Source organism: Arthrobacter sp. P1_B3 (genome assembly GCF_056406615.1).
Window position 1 is genome coordinate 1 of record NZ_JBFTZV010000036.1, and the last position, 17,035, is coordinate 17,035.

The 17,035-nt window shown below is 61.9% G+C and carries 13 protein-coding genes and 3 pseudogenes; 7 read left to right on the forward strand and 9 right to left on the reverse strand.

Features of this window, described 5'->3' with window-relative positions:
* Nucleotides 1-232: 232 nt before the first annotated feature.
* Nucleotides 233-367 (forward strand): annotated as a pseudogene (locus AC1D2F_RS22110) (transposase); the annotation flags it as partial.
* Nucleotides 368-714: 347 nt separating this feature from the next.
* Nucleotides 715-1,473, forward strand: coding sequence for a hypothetical protein (locus tag AC1D2F_RS22115; RefSeq protein WP_476967713.1), 759 nt, complete (start codon nucleotides 715-717; stop codon nucleotides 1,471-1,473).
* A 733-nt stretch (nucleotides 1,474-2,206) separates the two neighbouring features.
* Here AC1D2F_RS22115 and AC1D2F_RS22120 read toward each other — a convergent pair.
* A pseudogene (locus AC1D2F_RS22120) lies at nucleotides 2,207-2,633 on the reverse strand (transposase); the annotation flags it as partial.
* Nucleotides 2,634-2,676: 43 nt separating this feature from the next.
* Between AC1D2F_RS22120 and AC1D2F_RS22125 the strand changes: the two are divergent.
* On the forward strand, nucleotides 2,677-2,928 hold the full coding sequence (locus tag AC1D2F_RS22125; RefSeq protein ID WP_476967714.1) for a hypothetical protein: 252 nt from the start codon (nucleotides 2,677-2,679) through the stop codon (nucleotides 2,926-2,928).
* On the opposite strand, the gene AC1D2F_RS22130 is transcribed toward AC1D2F_RS22125, so the two are convergent.
* Nucleotides 2,925-3,560 (reverse strand): hypothetical protein, encoded by a 636-nt coding sequence (locus tag AC1D2F_RS22130; protein WP_476967715.1) that lies wholly within the window; start codon nucleotides 3,558-3,560, stop codon nucleotides 2,925-2,927. The genes AC1D2F_RS22125 and AC1D2F_RS22130 overlap by 4 nt on opposite strands.
* A gap of 545 nt (nucleotides 3,561-4,105) precedes the next feature.
* Between AC1D2F_RS22130 and AC1D2F_RS22135 the strand changes: the two genes are divergently transcribed.
* On the forward strand, nucleotides 4,106-4,843 hold the full coding sequence (locus AC1D2F_RS22135; RefSeq protein ID WP_476967716.1) for an AfsR/SARP family transcriptional regulator: 738 nt from the start codon (nucleotides 4,106-4,108) through the stop codon (nucleotides 4,841-4,843).
* Here the strand turns inward: AC1D2F_RS22135 and AC1D2F_RS22140 are convergent.
* The 7 genes and pseudogenes from AC1D2F_RS22140 to AC1D2F_RS22170 form a co-directional block, all read right to left on the reverse strand.
* Nucleotides 4,840-5,091 carry a hypothetical protein gene (locus tag AC1D2F_RS22140; protein WP_476967717.1) on the reverse strand — a complete coding sequence of 84 codons (252 nt, stop codon included), beginning with the start codon at nucleotides 5,089-5,091 and terminating at the stop codon, nucleotides 4,840-4,842. The two genes, AC1D2F_RS22135 and AC1D2F_RS22140, sit on opposite strands and share 4 nt — an antisense overlap.
* A gap of 734 nt (nucleotides 5,092-5,825) precedes the next feature.
* Entirely contained in the window at nucleotides 5,826-6,116 is a 291-nt protein-coding gene (locus AC1D2F_RS22145) for a hypothetical protein (RefSeq protein ID WP_476967718.1), read from the reverse strand.
* Entirely contained in the window at nucleotides 6,097-6,507 is a 411-nt protein-coding gene (locus AC1D2F_RS22150) for a hypothetical protein (protein WP_476967719.1), read from the reverse strand. Before AC1D2F_RS22150 ends, AC1D2F_RS22145 begins: the two co-directional genes overlap by 20 nt.
* Nucleotides 6,480-6,851 carry a hypothetical protein gene (locus AC1D2F_RS22155; RefSeq protein ID WP_476967720.1) on the reverse strand — a complete coding sequence of 124 codons (372 nt, stop codon included), beginning with the start codon at nucleotides 6,849-6,851 and terminating at the stop codon, nucleotides 6,480-6,482. Before AC1D2F_RS22155 ends, AC1D2F_RS22150 begins: the two co-directional genes overlap by 28 nt.
* 29 nt (nucleotides 6,852-6,880) lie before the next feature.
* Entirely contained in the window at nucleotides 6,881-7,189 is a 309-nt protein-coding gene (locus tag AC1D2F_RS22160; RefSeq protein WP_476967721.1) for a hypothetical protein, read from the reverse strand.
* Nucleotides 7,190-7,651: 462 nt separating this feature from the next.
* Nucleotides 7,652-8,878, reverse strand: a complete 1,227-nt coding sequence (locus AC1D2F_RS22165) for a S8 family peptidase (RefSeq protein ID WP_476967722.1) — start codon at nucleotides 8,876-8,878, stop codon at nucleotides 7,652-7,654.
* Between the two features lie 482 nt (nucleotides 8,879-9,360).
* Nucleotides 9,361-9,564: pseudogene (locus AC1D2F_RS22170) on the reverse strand (diacylglycerol kinase family protein); the annotation flags it as partial.
* A 512-nt stretch (nucleotides 9,565-10,076) separates the two neighbouring features.
* Here AC1D2F_RS22170 and AC1D2F_RS22175 point away from each other — a divergent pair.
* The 3 genes from AC1D2F_RS22175 to AC1D2F_RS22185 are packed head-to-tail and all read left to right on the forward strand — an operon-like array spanning nucleotide 10,077 to nucleotide 16,783.
* Nucleotides 10,077-11,429 (forward strand): CHAT domain-containing protein, encoded by a 1,353-nt coding sequence (locus AC1D2F_RS22175; RefSeq protein WP_476967723.1) that lies wholly within the window; start codon nucleotides 10,077-10,079, stop codon nucleotides 11,427-11,429.
* Nucleotides 11,426-13,354 carry a CHAT domain-containing protein gene (locus tag AC1D2F_RS22180; protein ID WP_476967724.1) on the forward strand — a complete coding sequence of 643 codons (1,929 nt, stop codon included), beginning with the start codon at nucleotides 11,426-11,428 and terminating at the stop codon, nucleotides 13,352-13,354. Before AC1D2F_RS22175 ends, AC1D2F_RS22180 begins: the two co-directional genes overlap by 4 nt.
* 51 nt (nucleotides 13,355-13,405) lie before the next feature.
* Entirely contained in the window at nucleotides 13,406-16,783 is a 3,378-nt protein-coding gene (locus tag AC1D2F_RS22185) for a caspase family protein (protein WP_476967725.1), read from the forward strand.
* Nucleotides 16,784-17,035 lie beyond the last annotated feature (252 nt).

Here is a 17,035-nt window from a genome sequence, read left to right on the forward strand (position 1 = left end):
CCCGGGAGGGCCCGTCTTCCCGACACCCGCCAAGGCCCCAACATCTGCTAGACCGTCGTCGGCGCCGACCGCCGGGCCCTCCACCCGCCTTGGATCATCCATGGCACACTCCCTTCTCCTGTCAGGAGAAGGGAGAATCTCACGCCGCGACTATGCCGACCAGACACTGCAAGAAACCGGCCCTGAACAGGCCAGTCACCCGAAAATCGGCATAATCCCAACATCGGCATAAGCGATCAACGGCGTCATCGAAACCACCCGCCGAATCGCCCGCGGCTTCCGCAACTTCACCAACTACAGACTCAGATGCCTACTCGCCGCCGGCGGCCACCGCCCCTACCGGGCGAAACAAACCAACCATGCCTAAATGCGAGGGGCCACTTTACGGAACTGAGGCAGTAACGGTTGGCTATTTTGTACGGTGCAGCGAAATTATCCGGCTCGGTGAGCATGCCGGAGTCAGGCCAATACGAGACGGACGGATACATGGCGCCAAGAGACAACGCATCCGGTCTCATCACCACGTCCCTCGGTCGCCCCGCCCTCCCGTTTTCTGGGCGGTAACGCGAATTATGCCCTGACCTCCCTGTAACGCTGCAATAACGGCTCGTAAGAACACTTGATCCATCCTCTCCGGTAACAGCATCCTCTACATGAGGAGTCATCAGCATGGCATACGCAAAGGCTCGATCGACGGGCCCGCCAGGAAGCAAAGTGCACGAACCCAATCGGCCACTGTTTCCGATCATGTTGCTTGCGACCGCAGGGCTGGGCGTTGCGATGGTGCTTCTTGGCGTCCTAATGTCCGAACAGCGGAACGACCTGTGGATGGAATCCGCCAAGGTGGGAATCCAACTTCTCGCCGTGGGAATTGTTGGCGGTGGTCTCAGCGTCGGCTGGAAGACGGTGGAACAACAACGAAGTGACCGGAGAAAGGACTTTGAGCTCAAACTGGAAAACAATCGGGAGGTGCACGAACGTCAGTTGGCGACATTCGTGCAGGTGGTGACGGCGTACAACGGAGTGAAGTCGGTGCGGCGAACTTTGAAGAGCATTGGCCTCACGTCGCGCACAGGAGCCCTCGACAACTGGCAGGTAACCGGCTTCCACACGCAGATGTCGCGCTTGAATGAGCTTCAGCTTGTGTTTGAAGCAATGGTGCGTGAATTTGGCGAAACAGACTTGTTCAGTTCGGACACTCCGGCAATTATCAAGGAGCTTTCGAGCATTGAGCGCTATCTCAACAAGGTCCTCGCCGTATGGGAGGACCACGGAGCGGAGATTCGCGAGGGTTCGTCCTTGCAGACGGTGGCTGACGGACTGGCGGGGTTGCTCAATACGTCAATGTTCACGGAAGGGGTGGTGCAACGACGTCGGCGTGTCACGGAGACGATGCACAGACACCTCTTTGGCATTGCGTCTGCCGCAACGCTTGAGGAACTGGCCCAGCTCGAGGCGGCTGGAGGACGTTAGGGGAGCCCGAATCCGAATGCAATCCACAAGGCAGTCGTGCGGACGGACATGGCATCGAGTCATTCAAGCGGGGGACAGGATTTGCTCGCGGACGAAAGCCAAACTAGTCCTGCCTGGCCGCACAAGCGCCCACACCGGTGCGTGATACGGGCAGGGTCCTGCACGACCTGGGCCAGTCGCCGGCCAGCTACGCGATGATGAAACGCACTCTCGGCCCGGCCGCTGCGAGGAAGTACCGCAACCGGATAGCGACCCGGTGCTTCGAGCACGCCAGCACCAGCGTCGGCCTGCTCGTGGAGCGAGATGTATCATTTCCGTCGGATGCGGCCCCAATGCCCGTCCATACCGCCAATAGTCCACCCGCGGACACAGAGAGTTCAACAGGCAGAATCGGCCAAGCGTTTAGGCGCGTATCTGAGGTAAAAGGACAGCGCATCAGTTGTGCCCCGCCTCGATCCCGTGCTGGTCGGGACTCGCGCGCCAAATAGTCTAGGTTAGTGCCTCGAACGGGACCGTAGCCGACTTGGCCGAAGTTTCACCACTGGCCGTGACCGAGGTCGGGAAGCCTGGGGGAGGGGCGTTTTTCGGCACGACGATTGTAGTGCTGAATGCTCCTTCGCCGTCAGCTTTCACCTACGTGATCAGGGTGGCGTGGAGACGGACGGCGATCGTCTCGTTCGGGTAGTAATTCCGGCCACTGACGTGGACGGTCCCGCCGACCCGTGCCTCCATCGAAGCTGATGGCGAAGGCATTCAGTGCCGGCTTCCACCTTGTGGCCCATCGTGCCCTTCCTTTGCCTGTGGGGTCTAGTGCCCGCGTCGCCAGGTAGAGGCACTTCAGGGCCGCCTGCTCGGTGGGGAAATGGCCCCTGGCCCTGACCGCCCGCCGGTAGCGGGCGTTGACGGACTCGATGGCATTGGCTGCAGATGACCCGCCGGATCTCCACGTCATAGTCCAGGAACCGCACGAAATCGCTCCAGGCGTTCTCCCACAGCCGGGTGATCGCGGGATACTGCCGGCCCCACTTGGTCGAGAACTCCACGAAGCGTTCCTTCGCCGCTGCCTTGGAGGGCGCCGTGTAGACCGGGCGCAGGTCCCGTGCCATTTCGTCCCAGTACTGGCGGGCGGCATACCGGAACGTGTTCCGGATCAGGTGCACGAAGCCGTCGCCTTCTTCATCGGTCTTCATTAAGGGCTCCGCGATGGCTTCAGCCATCGGAGTCCAGGAAGTGACAGCCTTCGTACTCTCGCATAGCAGGCGCGAGGCGGACAGCTACGGCGTCTTTCTTGCCGCTGGAGCCGTCTATTTGATCATCAGTATCTCCATAGCAAATGTCCGGCGTTGCCTTGACCCGGATGCGTCTGAGGTGGTGCCAATTGGCAAAGCGTTCGACGGGTTTGGCGACTTCGGCTGGCAGGGGCGCAGCTTGTCCGAGATGAACACCGAAGACTAGGAACCCGCTTCGCCTTGATGAGTTTCGCTGGGTGCCTTGGACTCTTGGATGTGTCTTCCGCTCCGGTCCACTTCATTCAACCAGAGAGATCTGACTGTATCGGTCAGGGCCTCGCGATACGCGTCTAGCAGTCGTTTTGCGTTGTTGAGTTCTTGCTCTGTCAGGCCGGAATGTTCCGGCCCGGCATTTCTGGCACATATATTTGCGCGTCGCTCAGGGTCGCTCTCCGTCAATAGGAAGTATCGAACAGAAAGGAGATCCGTGACCCGATGCCAATATTGGGCGGGTTGCGGTGAGCGATAGCAGATACGCAACCTCTGTTCAAGAACCTGGCCACGTACGCGCGTGATGTTGTAAATAGTGTCTATTTTTTCTCGCGCATCGGCTAGCTCGGGTCGCGTTGCCCTCTCGCCCAGTGGAATGTCACGTGCTTTCCGCCAGAATGCCTGGAGGCCTAGGTAAAGGCTGTTTCCTGTTTCTGTGATATCGATGGCGAGTGTGTCACGAGTCTCCCCGGCTTCTTTACGACGCTGCGCCCAGGTGGCTACCTGATTTAGAACAAACAACGCCAAAAGCGCGGTTATGGTCGGGCCGCTCGCCGCCACTACTATCCGTTCCCAGAGTGGATCCATCGGTTCCTCCTATGCCGTTTCCTCTTGCATTTGTGGAAGGGAAACTGGCATGACTTTAGCCTCAGGGCGTTACTCTCGCGTGACTACAGTTGCGGTCTCTTGGTTAGACGATAGGAAGTGTGATCGGGTCCTGCCCGTCCGGGCCGGCCATTATCGCCGGGGCGGTCCTGCAGCGCCTGCTTGATGCGGTCCTGTTGCCGGGAGGGTGGCGCTGCAGGACCTGTGCCCGGCGGGGCAGGTTCTGGCAGGGATGGGGCCGGGGCCTTCTGTTTCACAGCGATGACAGGGACGATAGCGGCAGGCCGTTATCACGGTGTTACTGGTCAAACTGCAAGTCCCGGCGGGCAGTTCAGACCGCTGCCAGGTTCCGGAGTGGACTCTCTCTTTCGGCTACTCATGAATCCAAAGACGTTGAAGATCGCGCAGATTTTTCGTCGGGACGCTGCCAGATGACGCGGGCCATTGACATCACGCTCGGGACTGCGGAAAGTCGTTGCTACATAGGTTTCCAGCTCTTCAGACTCACGCTGGATTTGGGGGTACCCATGGGCAACGAGGACTATGGCTTTCAGTTGAGCCTGCTTCAATCGTGGCAACTTCGCCGCGACACCGACGCCGTGCACGTTGCAACGCGGCAACAACGGCTCATTACTGCGCTGGCCATCAACGGTCCCCGCCCCCGAAGTTATCTGGTCGGTCTGTTGTGGCCGGAGGTTCAAGAGTCCAAGGCGCTCGAAAGCCTGCGCGTCAGCATGCACCTCGTCTCGCGGCAGGTCCCTGGCCTGCTGATCAATGGCGGGACCGTGCTGTCCCTCAGCGAACGGGTCGACGTCGACCTGCACAGGGTCCGGGCTCAGATCCGGGAGCTGAGTCGAGTGGGACTCAATGGAAACGTGGCCTCCTGTCTGCACCAGTTACGGGCCGCCGAGTTGCTCCCTGGCTGGTATGACGATTGGGTGCTTTTTGAACAGAGCAGGTTGCGGCAGGACCGGCTCCACGCATTTCAGATCATTGCTCGGGAGTCGCTGGCGCGCTGTGACTATGAGGTTGCCTTGGAGGCCTCGGAGGCGGCCCTGGAACTTGAACCGCTCTATGAAAGTGCCGTTGCACTTCTCATTCAGGCTGAAAGGCAGCAGGGCAACAATGCTGCCGCGCTTCGGGCCTTCGAAAAGTATCAAGCGAAACTGAAGCAGGACATGCGCCTTGTCCCTTCGGAGGCCATCCAGCGCCTCGTCGCGGACATTTCGTCGCAGCCAAGCCGCAAACGCATGAGAGATATCTAGACGTCGGCGGGAGGGACAGGCTGGGCGGAGAGCCACTGGCGCACCACGCTTAGGACCTCGTCTGGATCGGCAGTGGCGACGGTGCTCGGCTCATCGTCCGGGGCTTTGCTGTAGGTTATCCGGGCGCGAAAGCCTGGCGTCTGGTCGGGCTCGTGCCATGTGCGGATAACTAGCGTGCCCATGGACGGCATTGCCGGGTCTGACACGTCTTCGTCCGAGGTTCCTGACGGACGATCATCGTTGGTCATGGCATTTCACCTTGCTCTCTATCGCCGACCACCCACATGGTGGAAGATCGAGGCCTTCCCACTTCCGAGTCCGCCTCGGTTGTCAGCCGCAAGCAGCTGCCGGCGTTTCTGCCATGGAAGGCACCCGAGAACCGGCTGTCCCCGGTTGCTTTGATCCTGCTGCACAGGATTCAGGATTCAATCCTACGTTTGCTCAAGGTTTGCTCAAGTTTGCACGGTGAGCAACGCGACGCCACGGAAATTAGTTTTGGAGGCAGTCGTCGAACCATACGCCAATGAGTCTCGGGCCGGCATCAGGTGCCCCCTTGATGCAAAGAGGGGTGTGTACACTTCCTGCCGACGCCTCTCCTTGGGCCTGGGCCGCCCGGGTGACATGACCAGGGCATGAATTAGTGTCGGCCGCTTCGTGAGCCCTCTTTTGGCATGGCCACTGCCGGGCTTGATCGCGCCGGTCCGCAGTTCCGCTACTCGCCGGTCCTGATCCCGGCACCATGTTTGGCGGTCAAGGTGCCCCCACCGGGCATTGGCATACGCCAATCTAGGAAGCTTGAAAACACAGCGTTTAAGCGTCCGGTTTCTGCCGGGGAGTGGTTCATTGGAGGATCCTCCAACGGGACGCTCTGCTTTTGAGGAGCAGGAGATTTGTCACGGACGCGACAATCAACCGGACGCGGGAGCCGGCCGCCGCGACGGAATGCCGAACGGTCCTGCTCGCCGATGCTGCTCCGCCATAGCTACCTCAGCCGGGCAATGATCGACTGCCACCGGCGTAGCGGGCCGAAGGGCATCGAAGGGTCTTCGACCGAAGCCAAAATGCCCAGCTGGAGATCGGTCCACAAGTAGACGTTCTCGCCGGCGTCGGTCTTACCCCACGCGTACCTGCCGGTGGTCACCGCCCCCTGGATGAAGGCGCCGCGGCCCGGGTCTTTGGAAAGGCAGGTGCCAGCCGGCAGCGTCGTTCCACCGGTCAGGTAGGAGAAGGCCCGTTCGACGGCCTGGACGCATTCATACTGCTGGAAGTACATCCGCTCCGGGTCGCCGGGAGTGGGCGAGCAGGCCAGCTCGACGACCAGGCCCTGTGCCTGGGCGGGGTCCTCCTCGCTTTTCTCCTGGCAGGCGGCCGTGGACCGACTGCGGGAGGTGGCTGAGCAGCACCTCCGCCGCAGTGGGCGGAACCGGTTCGGGGGACTCCTCCGGCGGGATGGATTCCTCCGGTGCCGCCACCACCACGTCCTCCGCCGGGCTAAGCTGCAGCGTCCTGGCCTGGACGCTCACGACGCCCGCGAAGGCCAGCGCGGCCACCGTCACTACGGCCGCGATCAGTGCCGGGACGGTCCGCCGCGAACCAGTGGCCTTCCGCCGGTGCGGGGATTCCTCGATCATCTGCATTAGGCGCTCGCGGGCGGGTGGTTCCAAGCTGTTGAAGTACGCCTGGGGCGCGCAGCGGGGGACGTCCGCTCTGCGAAGGCCATGAGGTTCAGGTGGCGGTTGGTCAGATGCGGTTCATTCATGGCGAGTTGGGCAAAGCGCGGCAGCCAGCGGGATCTGACCCTCGCCGCCTGATCCAGGACCCCGCTGATCGCCAGGCTGGGGCTCAGGTCCTTGCCCACTAGGATCCGGTTCATCATGGCTCCCGCCGCCGGGATGTCATCGCAGCAGGCGGTGCCGATCTGGTCGTCCGAATACGTGGTGGCCCGGAAATACGGGGTCAGGAAGAGGCGGAGGAGCCCCAGGTCTTCCCGGACCTCTATCCAGGCCACCACCAGTGTGAACTGCCGCTGGCGCGCCTTCAGCCGGCCGAACTCGACCCCAGCAGGAATACGAGCTGGGGTCGCCTGGGATCCTGCTGCAGGTCCGCCACCAACCCACCCTCCAGCAGGATGGTCCGCGTTCCCAGGTAGTTCCATGTGGATACCGGGCTGGACGCCTTTTCCGTCACGTACATGTCAACCCTGCGCCAGTAGTCTAAGCTGGTCAGCACGTCCTCGATGATCTCGGCGAGCCCGGGGAGGTTTCCGGGGCGACAAGGACGGCGCTGCCGAGCACGGGCACGGTGGACCAGCACGAGAATCCAGATGGCGACTCCCGCGACCAGCACGACGACGACTGGCGCGAGGAGAGCGCCAGCTGGCTGAATTCGTACGGGTACTGCAGAAGGCTATTGTCGCCGGGCGAACCCGGATCGCCCGCTTCATGGGGGGTCTTGCGACGTGTTCGGCGGGGTCGGCGTTCCGGATCCTATCCCCACGCTGATGGGCCTCTGTCGGAAGGGCCAGGAAGTGTGGTCCCGTGTGTTGGAACCTCGTTTCAAAGCAAGGCGTGGGTTGCCCGCCACACTTGGCTGGCAGGCGGAGCCACATTGGAAAAATCGTTGGCCGTGTGCTCGTTAACCTCCTGCATATCGCCCCACGACGACGTGGATGCGGGCGGCGGTGCGGCGTCCGTCGGTGCTGGTCCCGGCACATGCGTCGACGAGGTTGTCCTGCCCCGCAGCATAGACATGACCAGACGTTCCTGTTCGTCGGTCGCGATGAGGTCGTCGACCACGCATTCGATGAGCCTAGTTAGTAGTCGTGGGTGCCTGGACCAAGCCCGCGCCCACGTCCCACGGATCCGTGCCGGCCTTGAGTGGCCGGAACGTTCCTGAACCGATCAGCTTGGACTGTAGGAATACCGGACTCAGCTGCCCCTGTGCAAGAAGCCGTTCCGCCCAGAGGGCCGTCACACCGGCCACATGCGGGGTCGCCATGCTAGTTCCGCTGATGGTGTTGGTGCCGCCGTTGAGCCAAGCGCTGAAAACCCCGACTCCGGGTCCGGCCACAGTCGCCATCGTATTGGAAAACGGTGCCACGGTGAGTCCACCGCCGCCGTCGGCCAAGGCAGCAACGGAAGTGATCCCGTACGCCGCGGCCGGCGGGGCAACGTTAATCTCGTAGGCGGGATTGCCAGTGCGTTCGCTTTCATTGCCGGCGGCCGCGACGATTATTGTGGTCTGAGCGACTGAGGCGCGGGCGTTGAGAAGGTTGGCCAGCTGTTCGAAAAGCCGGACGTTGGCGCGGTAGCCTTCGAGGGCGATCGAGGTGGCGGCGGGGATGGATAGACCGTTCCCCTGGACCAGCTCGTCCACCCAGCCGGGAAAGTCCATTCCTAACGACATGGAGATGACATGGGCACCGTTGTCGGCAGCCCACAGCATTGCCGTGGCAAGTATGTCGCTGCCGCCGCCGTTCGGGCCGCCGAGGACCTTGCCGATCAGGGCCTTCTGGACGCCGCGGGCGACGCCGATTCGCTGGCCCGCGAGGTCGCGGCCGAAGATCGTTCCCGCGCAATGTGTGCCGTGGCCGTTGTCGTCGTCGGCGCTGCCGGCGCCCGTGAAGTCCTTCGTCACAAGGTCGACGCCGGCGAAGGCCGGGTGGGTGGCATCTATACCGGTGTCCAGGACCGAGACGGTCACCCCGGCGCCCGTGTAGGGAGACGTATCTGCGCCCACTGCTTTGACGCCCCATGTCACCGCAGCGGCCGGTGCAGCATTTGCTGCTAGGGGTTCGATGAGTTTCATCGGCATTGCGGGGGCGAAGCCGAGGACCGTGGGATCATTTTGCAGGGCGTTGATGGTAGAACTGGAGGGGTTGTCGTTCGTCTCCGCGGTCATTCCCACAGCCCGTTCCGCGATGTCCTGGGCTGCCGTTTCGAGTCCTCGGACTCCCGGTCCGTCGAAGGGGTTGCGGGTGGCGCGCAGGGCAGGGGCGCGAAGAATGAGAATCTTTTGGTTGAGTCGTTCGGACATCTTGTGCTCCTTGGCCGTTACACGGCAGCGTGGGCCTTTGGCGCCAGGGCTGCAGTGTGAGTTTTTTGCAGGGCGCCGGCGAGGAGCCGGGCGAAGGAACGGGAGTAATCCCTGACATGATACTGCGCAGCGAACGGCTGAGACCCTGCAAACTTGCCGAGGCAGCGGATCAACATGCCTATTCACGTAGACGTAGTAAAAGCTTGTCAGACCCCGTCAGCTGTCATTGGACCGCCTTGACTCATGGGAAAAGGTCCGTGGAGGCGGGATCCTGGATGACTTGGTGGAGGTTCTTGACTTGCGGGCCTTCGATCAACGTGGTCATGGGTGGAGTTAGCTTCGACATGGTGCTAGGTCTACATCGCGCAGCGTTATTTCGGCGTTACCAGTCGAATCAAGAATTCCGTCGAGGGTGAGTCGGCGGGTTGTCCCGGGGGTTCGACCGAGGTCCAACCAGCCGACGTCCACAGCACGGTCCTGGCTCACGCAGAGCACGGGGGCGGCCGCCGCCACGTCGTCGCGTGGAACTGCAACAACACGGGGCGATAAGTTGTCAGTACCCGACGGCAGCAGCCCAGCGGAATACTCGTACTCATCAGTTCCTGGGTGACGGTCCGCGTCGTCCCGTCACCGCCCGCGGTCAGCACAATTTCCACTCCGGAGGCCGCAGCCCTCTTGCCTCCTGACGCCCCCCGTGTCGCTGCAGTAGTCGGAAACTATAAGGGGCGCGTCCATCCATGGCGTTTAAACTCCCGGTCCACTCGCGCGCGAAATCGTAGCAACTCGACCGGATGGCTTAACTTCGTCGAGTTCACTGCGACGACTGCAGGCGCCGCGGTGGGCAGTACGGATTCCGTGGCCCCGAAGCCACTGGGTAGACATGGCCTCATCGTATTGGTTTAGGTGCATCTGAAAATGCTCTCGCGACAACGTACTGCCACACATCGTCTGTGCGCAGCGCCCAGCTACTGCAACTGCAGTACACGTGACGAAAATCGCTGCCGTGTCAGCTGTCCGTCTCTGCGCCCGGTCCCCGTTGTATTCGGCCCTGCTGCGGCGAAGATTCGAGCCGCTTGTGCTCAGCGTAGTAACGGTCCTGTAACGGGGCTGCTGCACAATGACTTATAGCTTCGCTCTTCAGCGGCGTGGAGGTGCGTCTTGAACCGCTGGTATTGACCGAGGCCGATGGGAGACCGATATGGCGCTGTTCAAGAACGACGTGTCTGAGTATGTGACACCTGGACGGTTGAACCCCGCGCGGCTGGTAGTTACGTTCACGCCCGTCGATGGTAGCCCTGACCGATACGCGGTGAAGGCCCGCGTCGATGACGATGGTGAAATCACGGCAGGCCATTTCGCTGCCCGTCCCGAGTGGCGCAGCCCCAACGCTTCTCTCCTGACGTCGAAGAGCTATCCGGTTGAGCCACAACGCGCCAAGGTCGGTACTCAGCTTTTCAGTGCCCTTTTCTCCGGAGCACTCAGCCGTTGCTGGGCACAGGCAGCCGAACGAGGCCGGCAGCCAATAGACCGAGGACGGCAGCGCGGATTACACATCATCATTCGTAGTTCGTCCTACGCCGTGCATGCCCTCCCCTGGGAGCTGTTGTCGGACCCGACCCCGACGTCCTCCGAGTACGTCGCCTTCTCCGACGGCTGGTCCGTGCTGCGCGACACTCAAGTCCCCGGCCTGGAGGCCACACCTGACATCGGGGATTTGCCTGACCCCGTATTGGCATCCGACCTGGCATTGCTGGTCATGACCACGTCCATCGTCGGGGTGGACCAGAACGCCGACCCCGGAATAATCAATGGAGCGTTCCCCTACGACGGCGTGCGCACGGTCCCGGATGCCGCTCCCGAACAGATCCTCCAAGCGCTGGAGAGCGATGCGGCGGACATCGTGCACTTTGTAGGGATCGGGGAGCAATCGCGGCATGGCCGGAAGGATCTCTTGGTCGGGAGGCCAGATAAGACTGCTGCGCTCTCGGGCAAGGCGCTTGCCACGACGCTGAAAGACGCTTCGCGGTTGCGCCTGGCGGTCTTTGCAGCCTGCGAAACCGACCAGCTCGCGGCGCAGCTTGCCTCGGTTATCCCCGCGGTGATCGGCATCAGGGGGATTATTAGCGATACGGGCCTCCAAGCCTTCCTAGGGGGCTTCTACGTTGCACTCGCTGCTGGGGCGACGCTGTCCCAAGCGGTCGCTTCCGGACGAACCCAGCAACTCGGCTTCTCGCAGTCTCTTGGCGACGAGTGGGCCCAGCCCGTTCTGTTCCTGAAGCAGGACGGCCCGATCATCCGCCCAACGAGCCCGGGCGGGGACACCATGATGACCGTCCTTGAACTGGGTGATCCGGAAACGCAAGCAGGTACGGAAGCCGAGAAGACAACGGGACTGTTGCTCCAAATCAAGGAGGCGAATCTTGGCGCCCTCCGCGAGCAGTGGGGCAAGGCTGAGAAATCTGACGCTCCGGCGGACACTCCGGCCTTCGTGCAGGAGCAGATCGATCGACTCATGGAAGAAGTGGAAACGTTGCGAGGAGCGGGCGGATGAACGCGGCAGGAAGGACGTCGTCGGTCGCCGCCAGCAATATGTCGATTCCTCGCCTCGCGGACGCGGCACGGCGGYTGAACGAGTGTAAGTCAACGGTGGACGAATTGCGGCGGATGGTCGAGAAGATGAGCCAAACGCGACTGACTGCTGTCGTCGGCGAGCAACGCCTGATCGAGTCTCTGACGAAGATCATTTCGAGGGCCGACGAACAGATCGCCCAGATGGCAACGGGAACGCCAGGCAAGCTTAAGGGCTGCATGGCGGAGCTCGAGAGCCTCCTTGATGGGCCGGTATGGACGGTCGCCCGTCAGACTCACGAGGACGTCATGGTGAGGCAGGCGGACGTCGACGCCTACGCGAGAGCCGTCACTGAGGAGTATCTGACCCTGCGACCCAACTTCGCGGACCTTGATCTCATTGTCGAACGGGCGAAAAAACTTCACTTCGAAGGGGCCGAATCGGCGAAGGATCTGGCCAAGGCCTTCGGTAGGTTCCGAACGAGTGAGACCGACTTCCAAGCCGGCCGTTATGACACTGCCGCCGCAGCCGTGGAGCACGCAAAGGGCCTGTTGGTGGCGAAAGAGCTGCTCGCTTCGGAGCTCTCTACTGGGCAGGTCGTAGTCGAAACGCAAAAGTTCGGGGCCTACATCAAGAAACTTGCGAATGACATCGGTGATGCTGAGAAGAAAGAGGATAAGCGCGCCCGCAGGACAGAACTCTTCCTCATCTCAGGTGGGTCGGTGGAGGGCATGCGTGTCCCGTACACGGTACTTCTCCGCAGACCCGGCTACGACAACATGCCTGAAACGAACCTTTATGACGATGTCGAGGTCCTCGACGGCGACCAGAAGCTATTCCATGGGACCATCGATCTGATCGCGGAGGGTGCCCTTGATGGTATCCGTTCGGCCTCGAACCCCACGGTGGAAGCAATGGACGAGACGGGAACCGTGCGTCGCGCCCGGCCGGTGCGGACAGTTCCTGCGGAACATCTGGACGAACTCGACGACGCAGGGCGGCTGGAGAAGATCGGCCGCCGGATGTACAGCTTGCTCATCCCGGACGCCATGCAGCGTCTGATTGAGGAGACCAAAGAGTTCCCGCTGACTGTCACCTCGAACAACCCGGAGTTGCCTTGGGAGCTCCTCCACGACGGCAAAGGATTCTTGTGCCTCCAGAGGATGTTTGCCCGGATGCCCGCAGGGCAGACCTTTCCCCGGCGCACTAGGGACACCAGCCCGTTGGGGGACCTACCGAAACGAAGGGTGCTATTAATCCATTCGGTATTTGGCGAACCCCTCGTTCAGGCGGAGAAGGAAATTAATGAGATCCAGGCGCGCTTGAGTGAGATGAAGCCCGAGCCCGTGGTGACGAAGTTGTCTGGGGAAGCAGTCAATTCGAGTCGTCTGACCGACGAGCTAAGCCTTGGTAACTACGACTTGATCCACTATGCCGGACACGCTGGATACGATCCGCAACGGCCCCAGCTAAGTTATCTGCTGCTGTCCAGCGGCGAGCACTTCCAGGCCGACAGGGTGCAGCGTCTGCTTGAGGGCCATCCGGTGGTCTTCCTCAACGCGTGCGAGTCGAGCAAGTCGGCACCACAAGCCTTGGGCCAACCCACAGGCAGTACCGTCGCGCAGGCACAGGGCCTCGCATCCGCGTTCGTCTACGGCGGCGCGCAAGCCTGCGTGGGCTCACTATGGCCGGTGTTCGACGACACGGCTGCCGAGCTGTCTGTCGAGTTCTACCGGGAGCTCATTGAGAAGGGTCAGCGGGTGGGCGAGGCGCTGCGACTGGCACGAAAGCGCAGTCACGAGAACTTCTCTCATCAGGACCGGATCACGTGGGCAGCCTATGCGCTGTACGGCGACCCGTCATATCGTCTGGGCGCCCAGACGATAACCGAATATGGCGCATCCTAGAACTGCAGCTCGATCACCTTAGAACCGCAGTTCGATAAACGAAGAGGAACCATGACAGGCACCAGCACTGTCTATGCCCTGCTAGTGGGTATCGACGCGTACCAGTCTCCGGTCCCTGCTCTCCAGGGATGCCACAATGATATAGATACGGTCGGTGAGCTGCTCGCGACCCGCGTGCCAGGCGACACCCTCAACATTCGCACCCTGCTTGACGATCAAGCGACACGTGCCGCGGTGATCGCAGGGTTCCGCGAGCACCTTACACAGGCGAAGGAGGGTGACGTTGCCCTCTTCTATTACAGCGGGCATGGCTCCCAGGAGCCCGCGCCCGAGGAGTGGTGGCACCTCGAGCCGGACCACCTGGACGAGACCCTCGTGCTCTACGACAGCAGGACGGCGGGTCAGTGGGACCTGGCGGACAAGGAGCTTGCTGCCCTGATTGCCGGGGTCGCCGACAACCGACCTCACGTGCTCGTCGTCCTTGACTGCTGCCACTCGGGCAGCGGCACCCGGGCACCGCTCGAGGACGGCACAGCGGGACGCCATGCCCCAACCGATCGCCGTCAGCGCCCGCTCTCGAGTTTCTTGTTCGATCGCGCTCACGCTGACGCCTATTCGGGGACGCCGGCTGCGGATCGGGCAGCGTTAGGGGACAGCGGTTGGTCGTTGCCTTCGGCCAATCACGTGCTCCTGTCAGGGTGTCGCTCCAACGAGACATCGAAGGAGGTTGTCCATAACGGTCGCCACCGGGGTGCTCTGTCGTCGGCGCTCGAAGCGGCACTGTGTGCGTCCGGTGGCAAACTCACTTACCGCGATGTCCACCGTCAAGTGAGCGCGATCGTCCGTAAGACGGTACGCGCGCAGAACCCGCAACTGGAGACATCAACCCCTGGAGATCTAGATCGGAACTTCCTCGGTGGTGCCATTACGGCGCTCCCGCCCTACTTCGTCCTCAGCCACACCGGGGCGGACTGGACCATCGACGGTGGGCTGATGCATGGTGTTCAGCCTCCCGTCCGGGACGAGCAGACATGGATCGAGATCCGCGACACCAACGGCTCTTCCGTGGCTACGGCCTCGGTGACCGCTGTCCGGGTCGGCGACTCAACTTTGACGGTGTCGTCGGGCTACCTCGATCCCGCCCGGAGTTACCGGGGGATCGTAACGGCCAGCCCGCTGCCGCCGCTGCTGATCAAGATCGACGACGGAGACGGTGCAGCCGCACTACGGGACAAGCTCCGCTTACGTGACAAAGCTGGACCGCTGCTGATCGCCGAGGCCGAATCGTTCGAGCAGCCACAGGTCCTGGTGAAGTGCGACGCGTCCGGGTATTCCGTCGCTCGGAGTGGTAGTGAGCGGGACATGTGCCCAAGGGTGTCGGGGGCGGAGGAGGTCGTTGGGGTTCTTGAGCATATCGCAGCCTGGATGCGCGTGATTGGATTGCACAACGGTGCTAGTTCCCTCCCTGATGACGCCGTAACGGTTTCGGTCGAGGCTGAGGCCGATCCCGGAGAGGATCCACCCGCGGAGATCGCCGGACTGAACCGCTTCGAATATGTCAAGGAAGGAAATGGGACGCAGCGGCCGCGCCACTACATCGTCACGTTGAAGAACACTTCGCAAAGCACACTCTGGGTTTCCCTCCTCGACCTAACCGACACATTTGGCATCTACACGGATGCGTTTCACGCTGGCTCGCAGGAACTGTCGCCAGGAGAGGCAGTGCCGATCCAGTTCGCCGCGGAGGTCCCGGAAAACCTCTGGGACTTCGGCCTGACTGAGGCGACCGATGTGCTGAAGCTCATCGTCAGCACTGAGCAGTTCGACCCGCGAAACCTGCAGCAGGAGGATCTCGACATCTCTGCACGCCCCCGTGCTCTCGTAGGTGTCCGGGGCACCCCCGGGTCCAGCCTCGACCGCTTGTTGCTGCGGGTCGGCACCCGCCGCGCTCGGCCGCAATCAGCCGGCGAAGTTGCGGCGGACTGGTATGCACGGGACATTCAAGTGGTGTCCGTTCGACCCCGAGCGCGTGCAGCCTGCGCACCGGACAAGAGCGTCGAGGTGGCTCCGGGCATCCTATTGGCCCCACACCCGACTTTGAGGGCGACCGTGCAGCTAACAGACTCGATGGAGGCCACCCGTGACGTGGCTGCAGCGCCCGTCCCCGGCGGACTGCAGGTAGAGGGTACGATGCCCTTCGGACTGATAGCCACCCGTGGCGGCGAGCCCGAAGCGGATGCAGTCCTCATCACTTTGGATGAGCACACCGATATTGGCGCTGTGACGCGGGGTGACCCTCTCGTACTGCGTCTCAACCGGTCACTCGAAAAAGACGAGCACGTTCTTCCGTTCGCTTGGGACGGGGAATTTTACATTCCTCTCGGTTATGCACGCCGTTCCGGTGCCGGCACCGAGATAGTGCTTGAGCGCCTATGCACGCCTGTGGCAACCCAACGCAGCTTGGTCGGCTCGATCCGGATCCTCTTCCGCAAGTTAGTGGGCAAGGCCTTGGGACTGCCTCCCGCCTACCCATTGCTCCGGATGACATCTGTCGCTGATGAGGGCACTGTGACTTACGAGAAGGATTCCGCGGTTATCAAGCAGGCTGTGGGCCAGGCGAATTCGGTGTTGCTATACGTGCACGGGATCATCGGTGATACAGAGGGGATGGCGAGGAGTTCTCGCCTAAGTGGCGCCGCGGCGCCCATCGGCCCCCGCTACGACGTCGTCTTGACGTTCGACTACGAGAACCTCGACACACCGATCGAGGAGAACGCAGCGTCGCTCCGGTCCATGCTCGCCGATATCGGCCTGAATTCTGGCCACGGCAAGCGGTTCGACATCGTGGCCCACTCGATGGGCGGGCTCGTGTCCCGGCATATGATCGAACTCGACGGGGGAGCCGACGTGGATCGGCTAGTAATCCTGGGCACGCCGAACGGCGGTTCGCCTTGGCCAACGGTGCAGCACTGGGCCACCATGGCCGTCGCTCTCGCTGCGAACAGCCTGACCGCCGTAGCTTGGCCCGTGACGGCGTTGGCGGCGGTGCTCGGTGTCGCGGAGAAGGTCGACACGGCGCTCGATCAGATGCAGCAGGGCTCGCCCTTCCTGAATAAGCTGGCCAGCGCTCCCGACCCGTTAATGCCTTACCACGTCATCGTGGGGGATCGGTCCTTGCTCGACGTCGATCAGGCGAACGGAAAGCTGGCACGCCTGCTCCAGCGAATTTCCCCACACCGAATAGGAGACGTGTTCGTCGACGTCGTCTTTTTTCAGCAACCCAACGATCTCGCGGTTTCGGTAACGAGTGCGCAAGCGATTCCGGCCCACCGAAACCCTGCACCAGATGTCCACGTGCTCGCCAGCGATCACGTCAGCTACTTCGACGCAGAAGCGAGCTTGACCAGGTTGGCCGAGCTTCTCACTTAGATGTGGCCGCAGGGCGTCGGGTCCGGTACCTAGCTGTCCAGCCGGAAGGGATTTTCTCCAAGTCACCGTCCGCGGTGGCTGTCACGTACATTTTCTCGAAACGCCATCCTTGGTGTCGCTCGTTCAACACACTGAGGAATATTCAGAACTCATTGATTGTGTCAACCTGATCGGAGCCCACTGGGACGGCTTGAACGGTACCCACCTGCGGGCCTTGGTCCCATCAATGTCAGGTCAATTACAGGAAGGCCG

Excerpts from the sequence above, each read along its gene's own strand:
- AC1D2F_RS22125 (WP_476967714.1), top strand. The coding sequence starts at position 2,677 with ATGGCTTCAGCCATCGGAGTCCAGGAAGTGACAGCCTTCGTACTCTCG.
- AC1D2F_RS22130 (WP_476967715.1), bottom strand. The coding sequence starts at position 3,560 with ATGGATCCACTCTGGGAACGGATAGTAGTGGCGGCGAGCGGCCCGACC.
- AC1D2F_RS22135 (WP_476967716.1), top strand. The coding sequence starts at position 4,106 with ATGGGCAACGAGGACTATGGCTTTCAGTTGAGCCTGCTTCAATCGTGG.
- AC1D2F_RS22140 (WP_476967717.1), bottom strand. The coding sequence starts at position 5,091 with ATGACCAACGATGATCGTCCGTCAGGAACCTCGGACGAAGACGTGTCA.
- AC1D2F_RS22145 (WP_476967718.1), bottom strand. The coding sequence starts at position 6,116 with ATGTACTTCCAGCAGTATGAATGCGTCCAGGCCGTCGAACGGGCCTTC.
- AC1D2F_RS22165 (WP_476967722.1), bottom strand. The coding sequence starts at position 8,878 with ATGTCCGAACGACTCAACCAAAAGATTCTCATTCTTCGCGCCCCTGCC.
- AC1D2F_RS22175 (WP_476967723.1), top strand. The coding sequence starts at position 10,077 with ATGGCGCTGTTCAAGAACGACGTGTCTGAGTATGTGACACCTGGACGG.
- AC1D2F_RS22185 (WP_476967725.1), top strand. The coding sequence starts at position 13,406 with ATGACAGGCACCAGCACTGTCTATGCCCTGCTAGTGGGTATCGACGCG.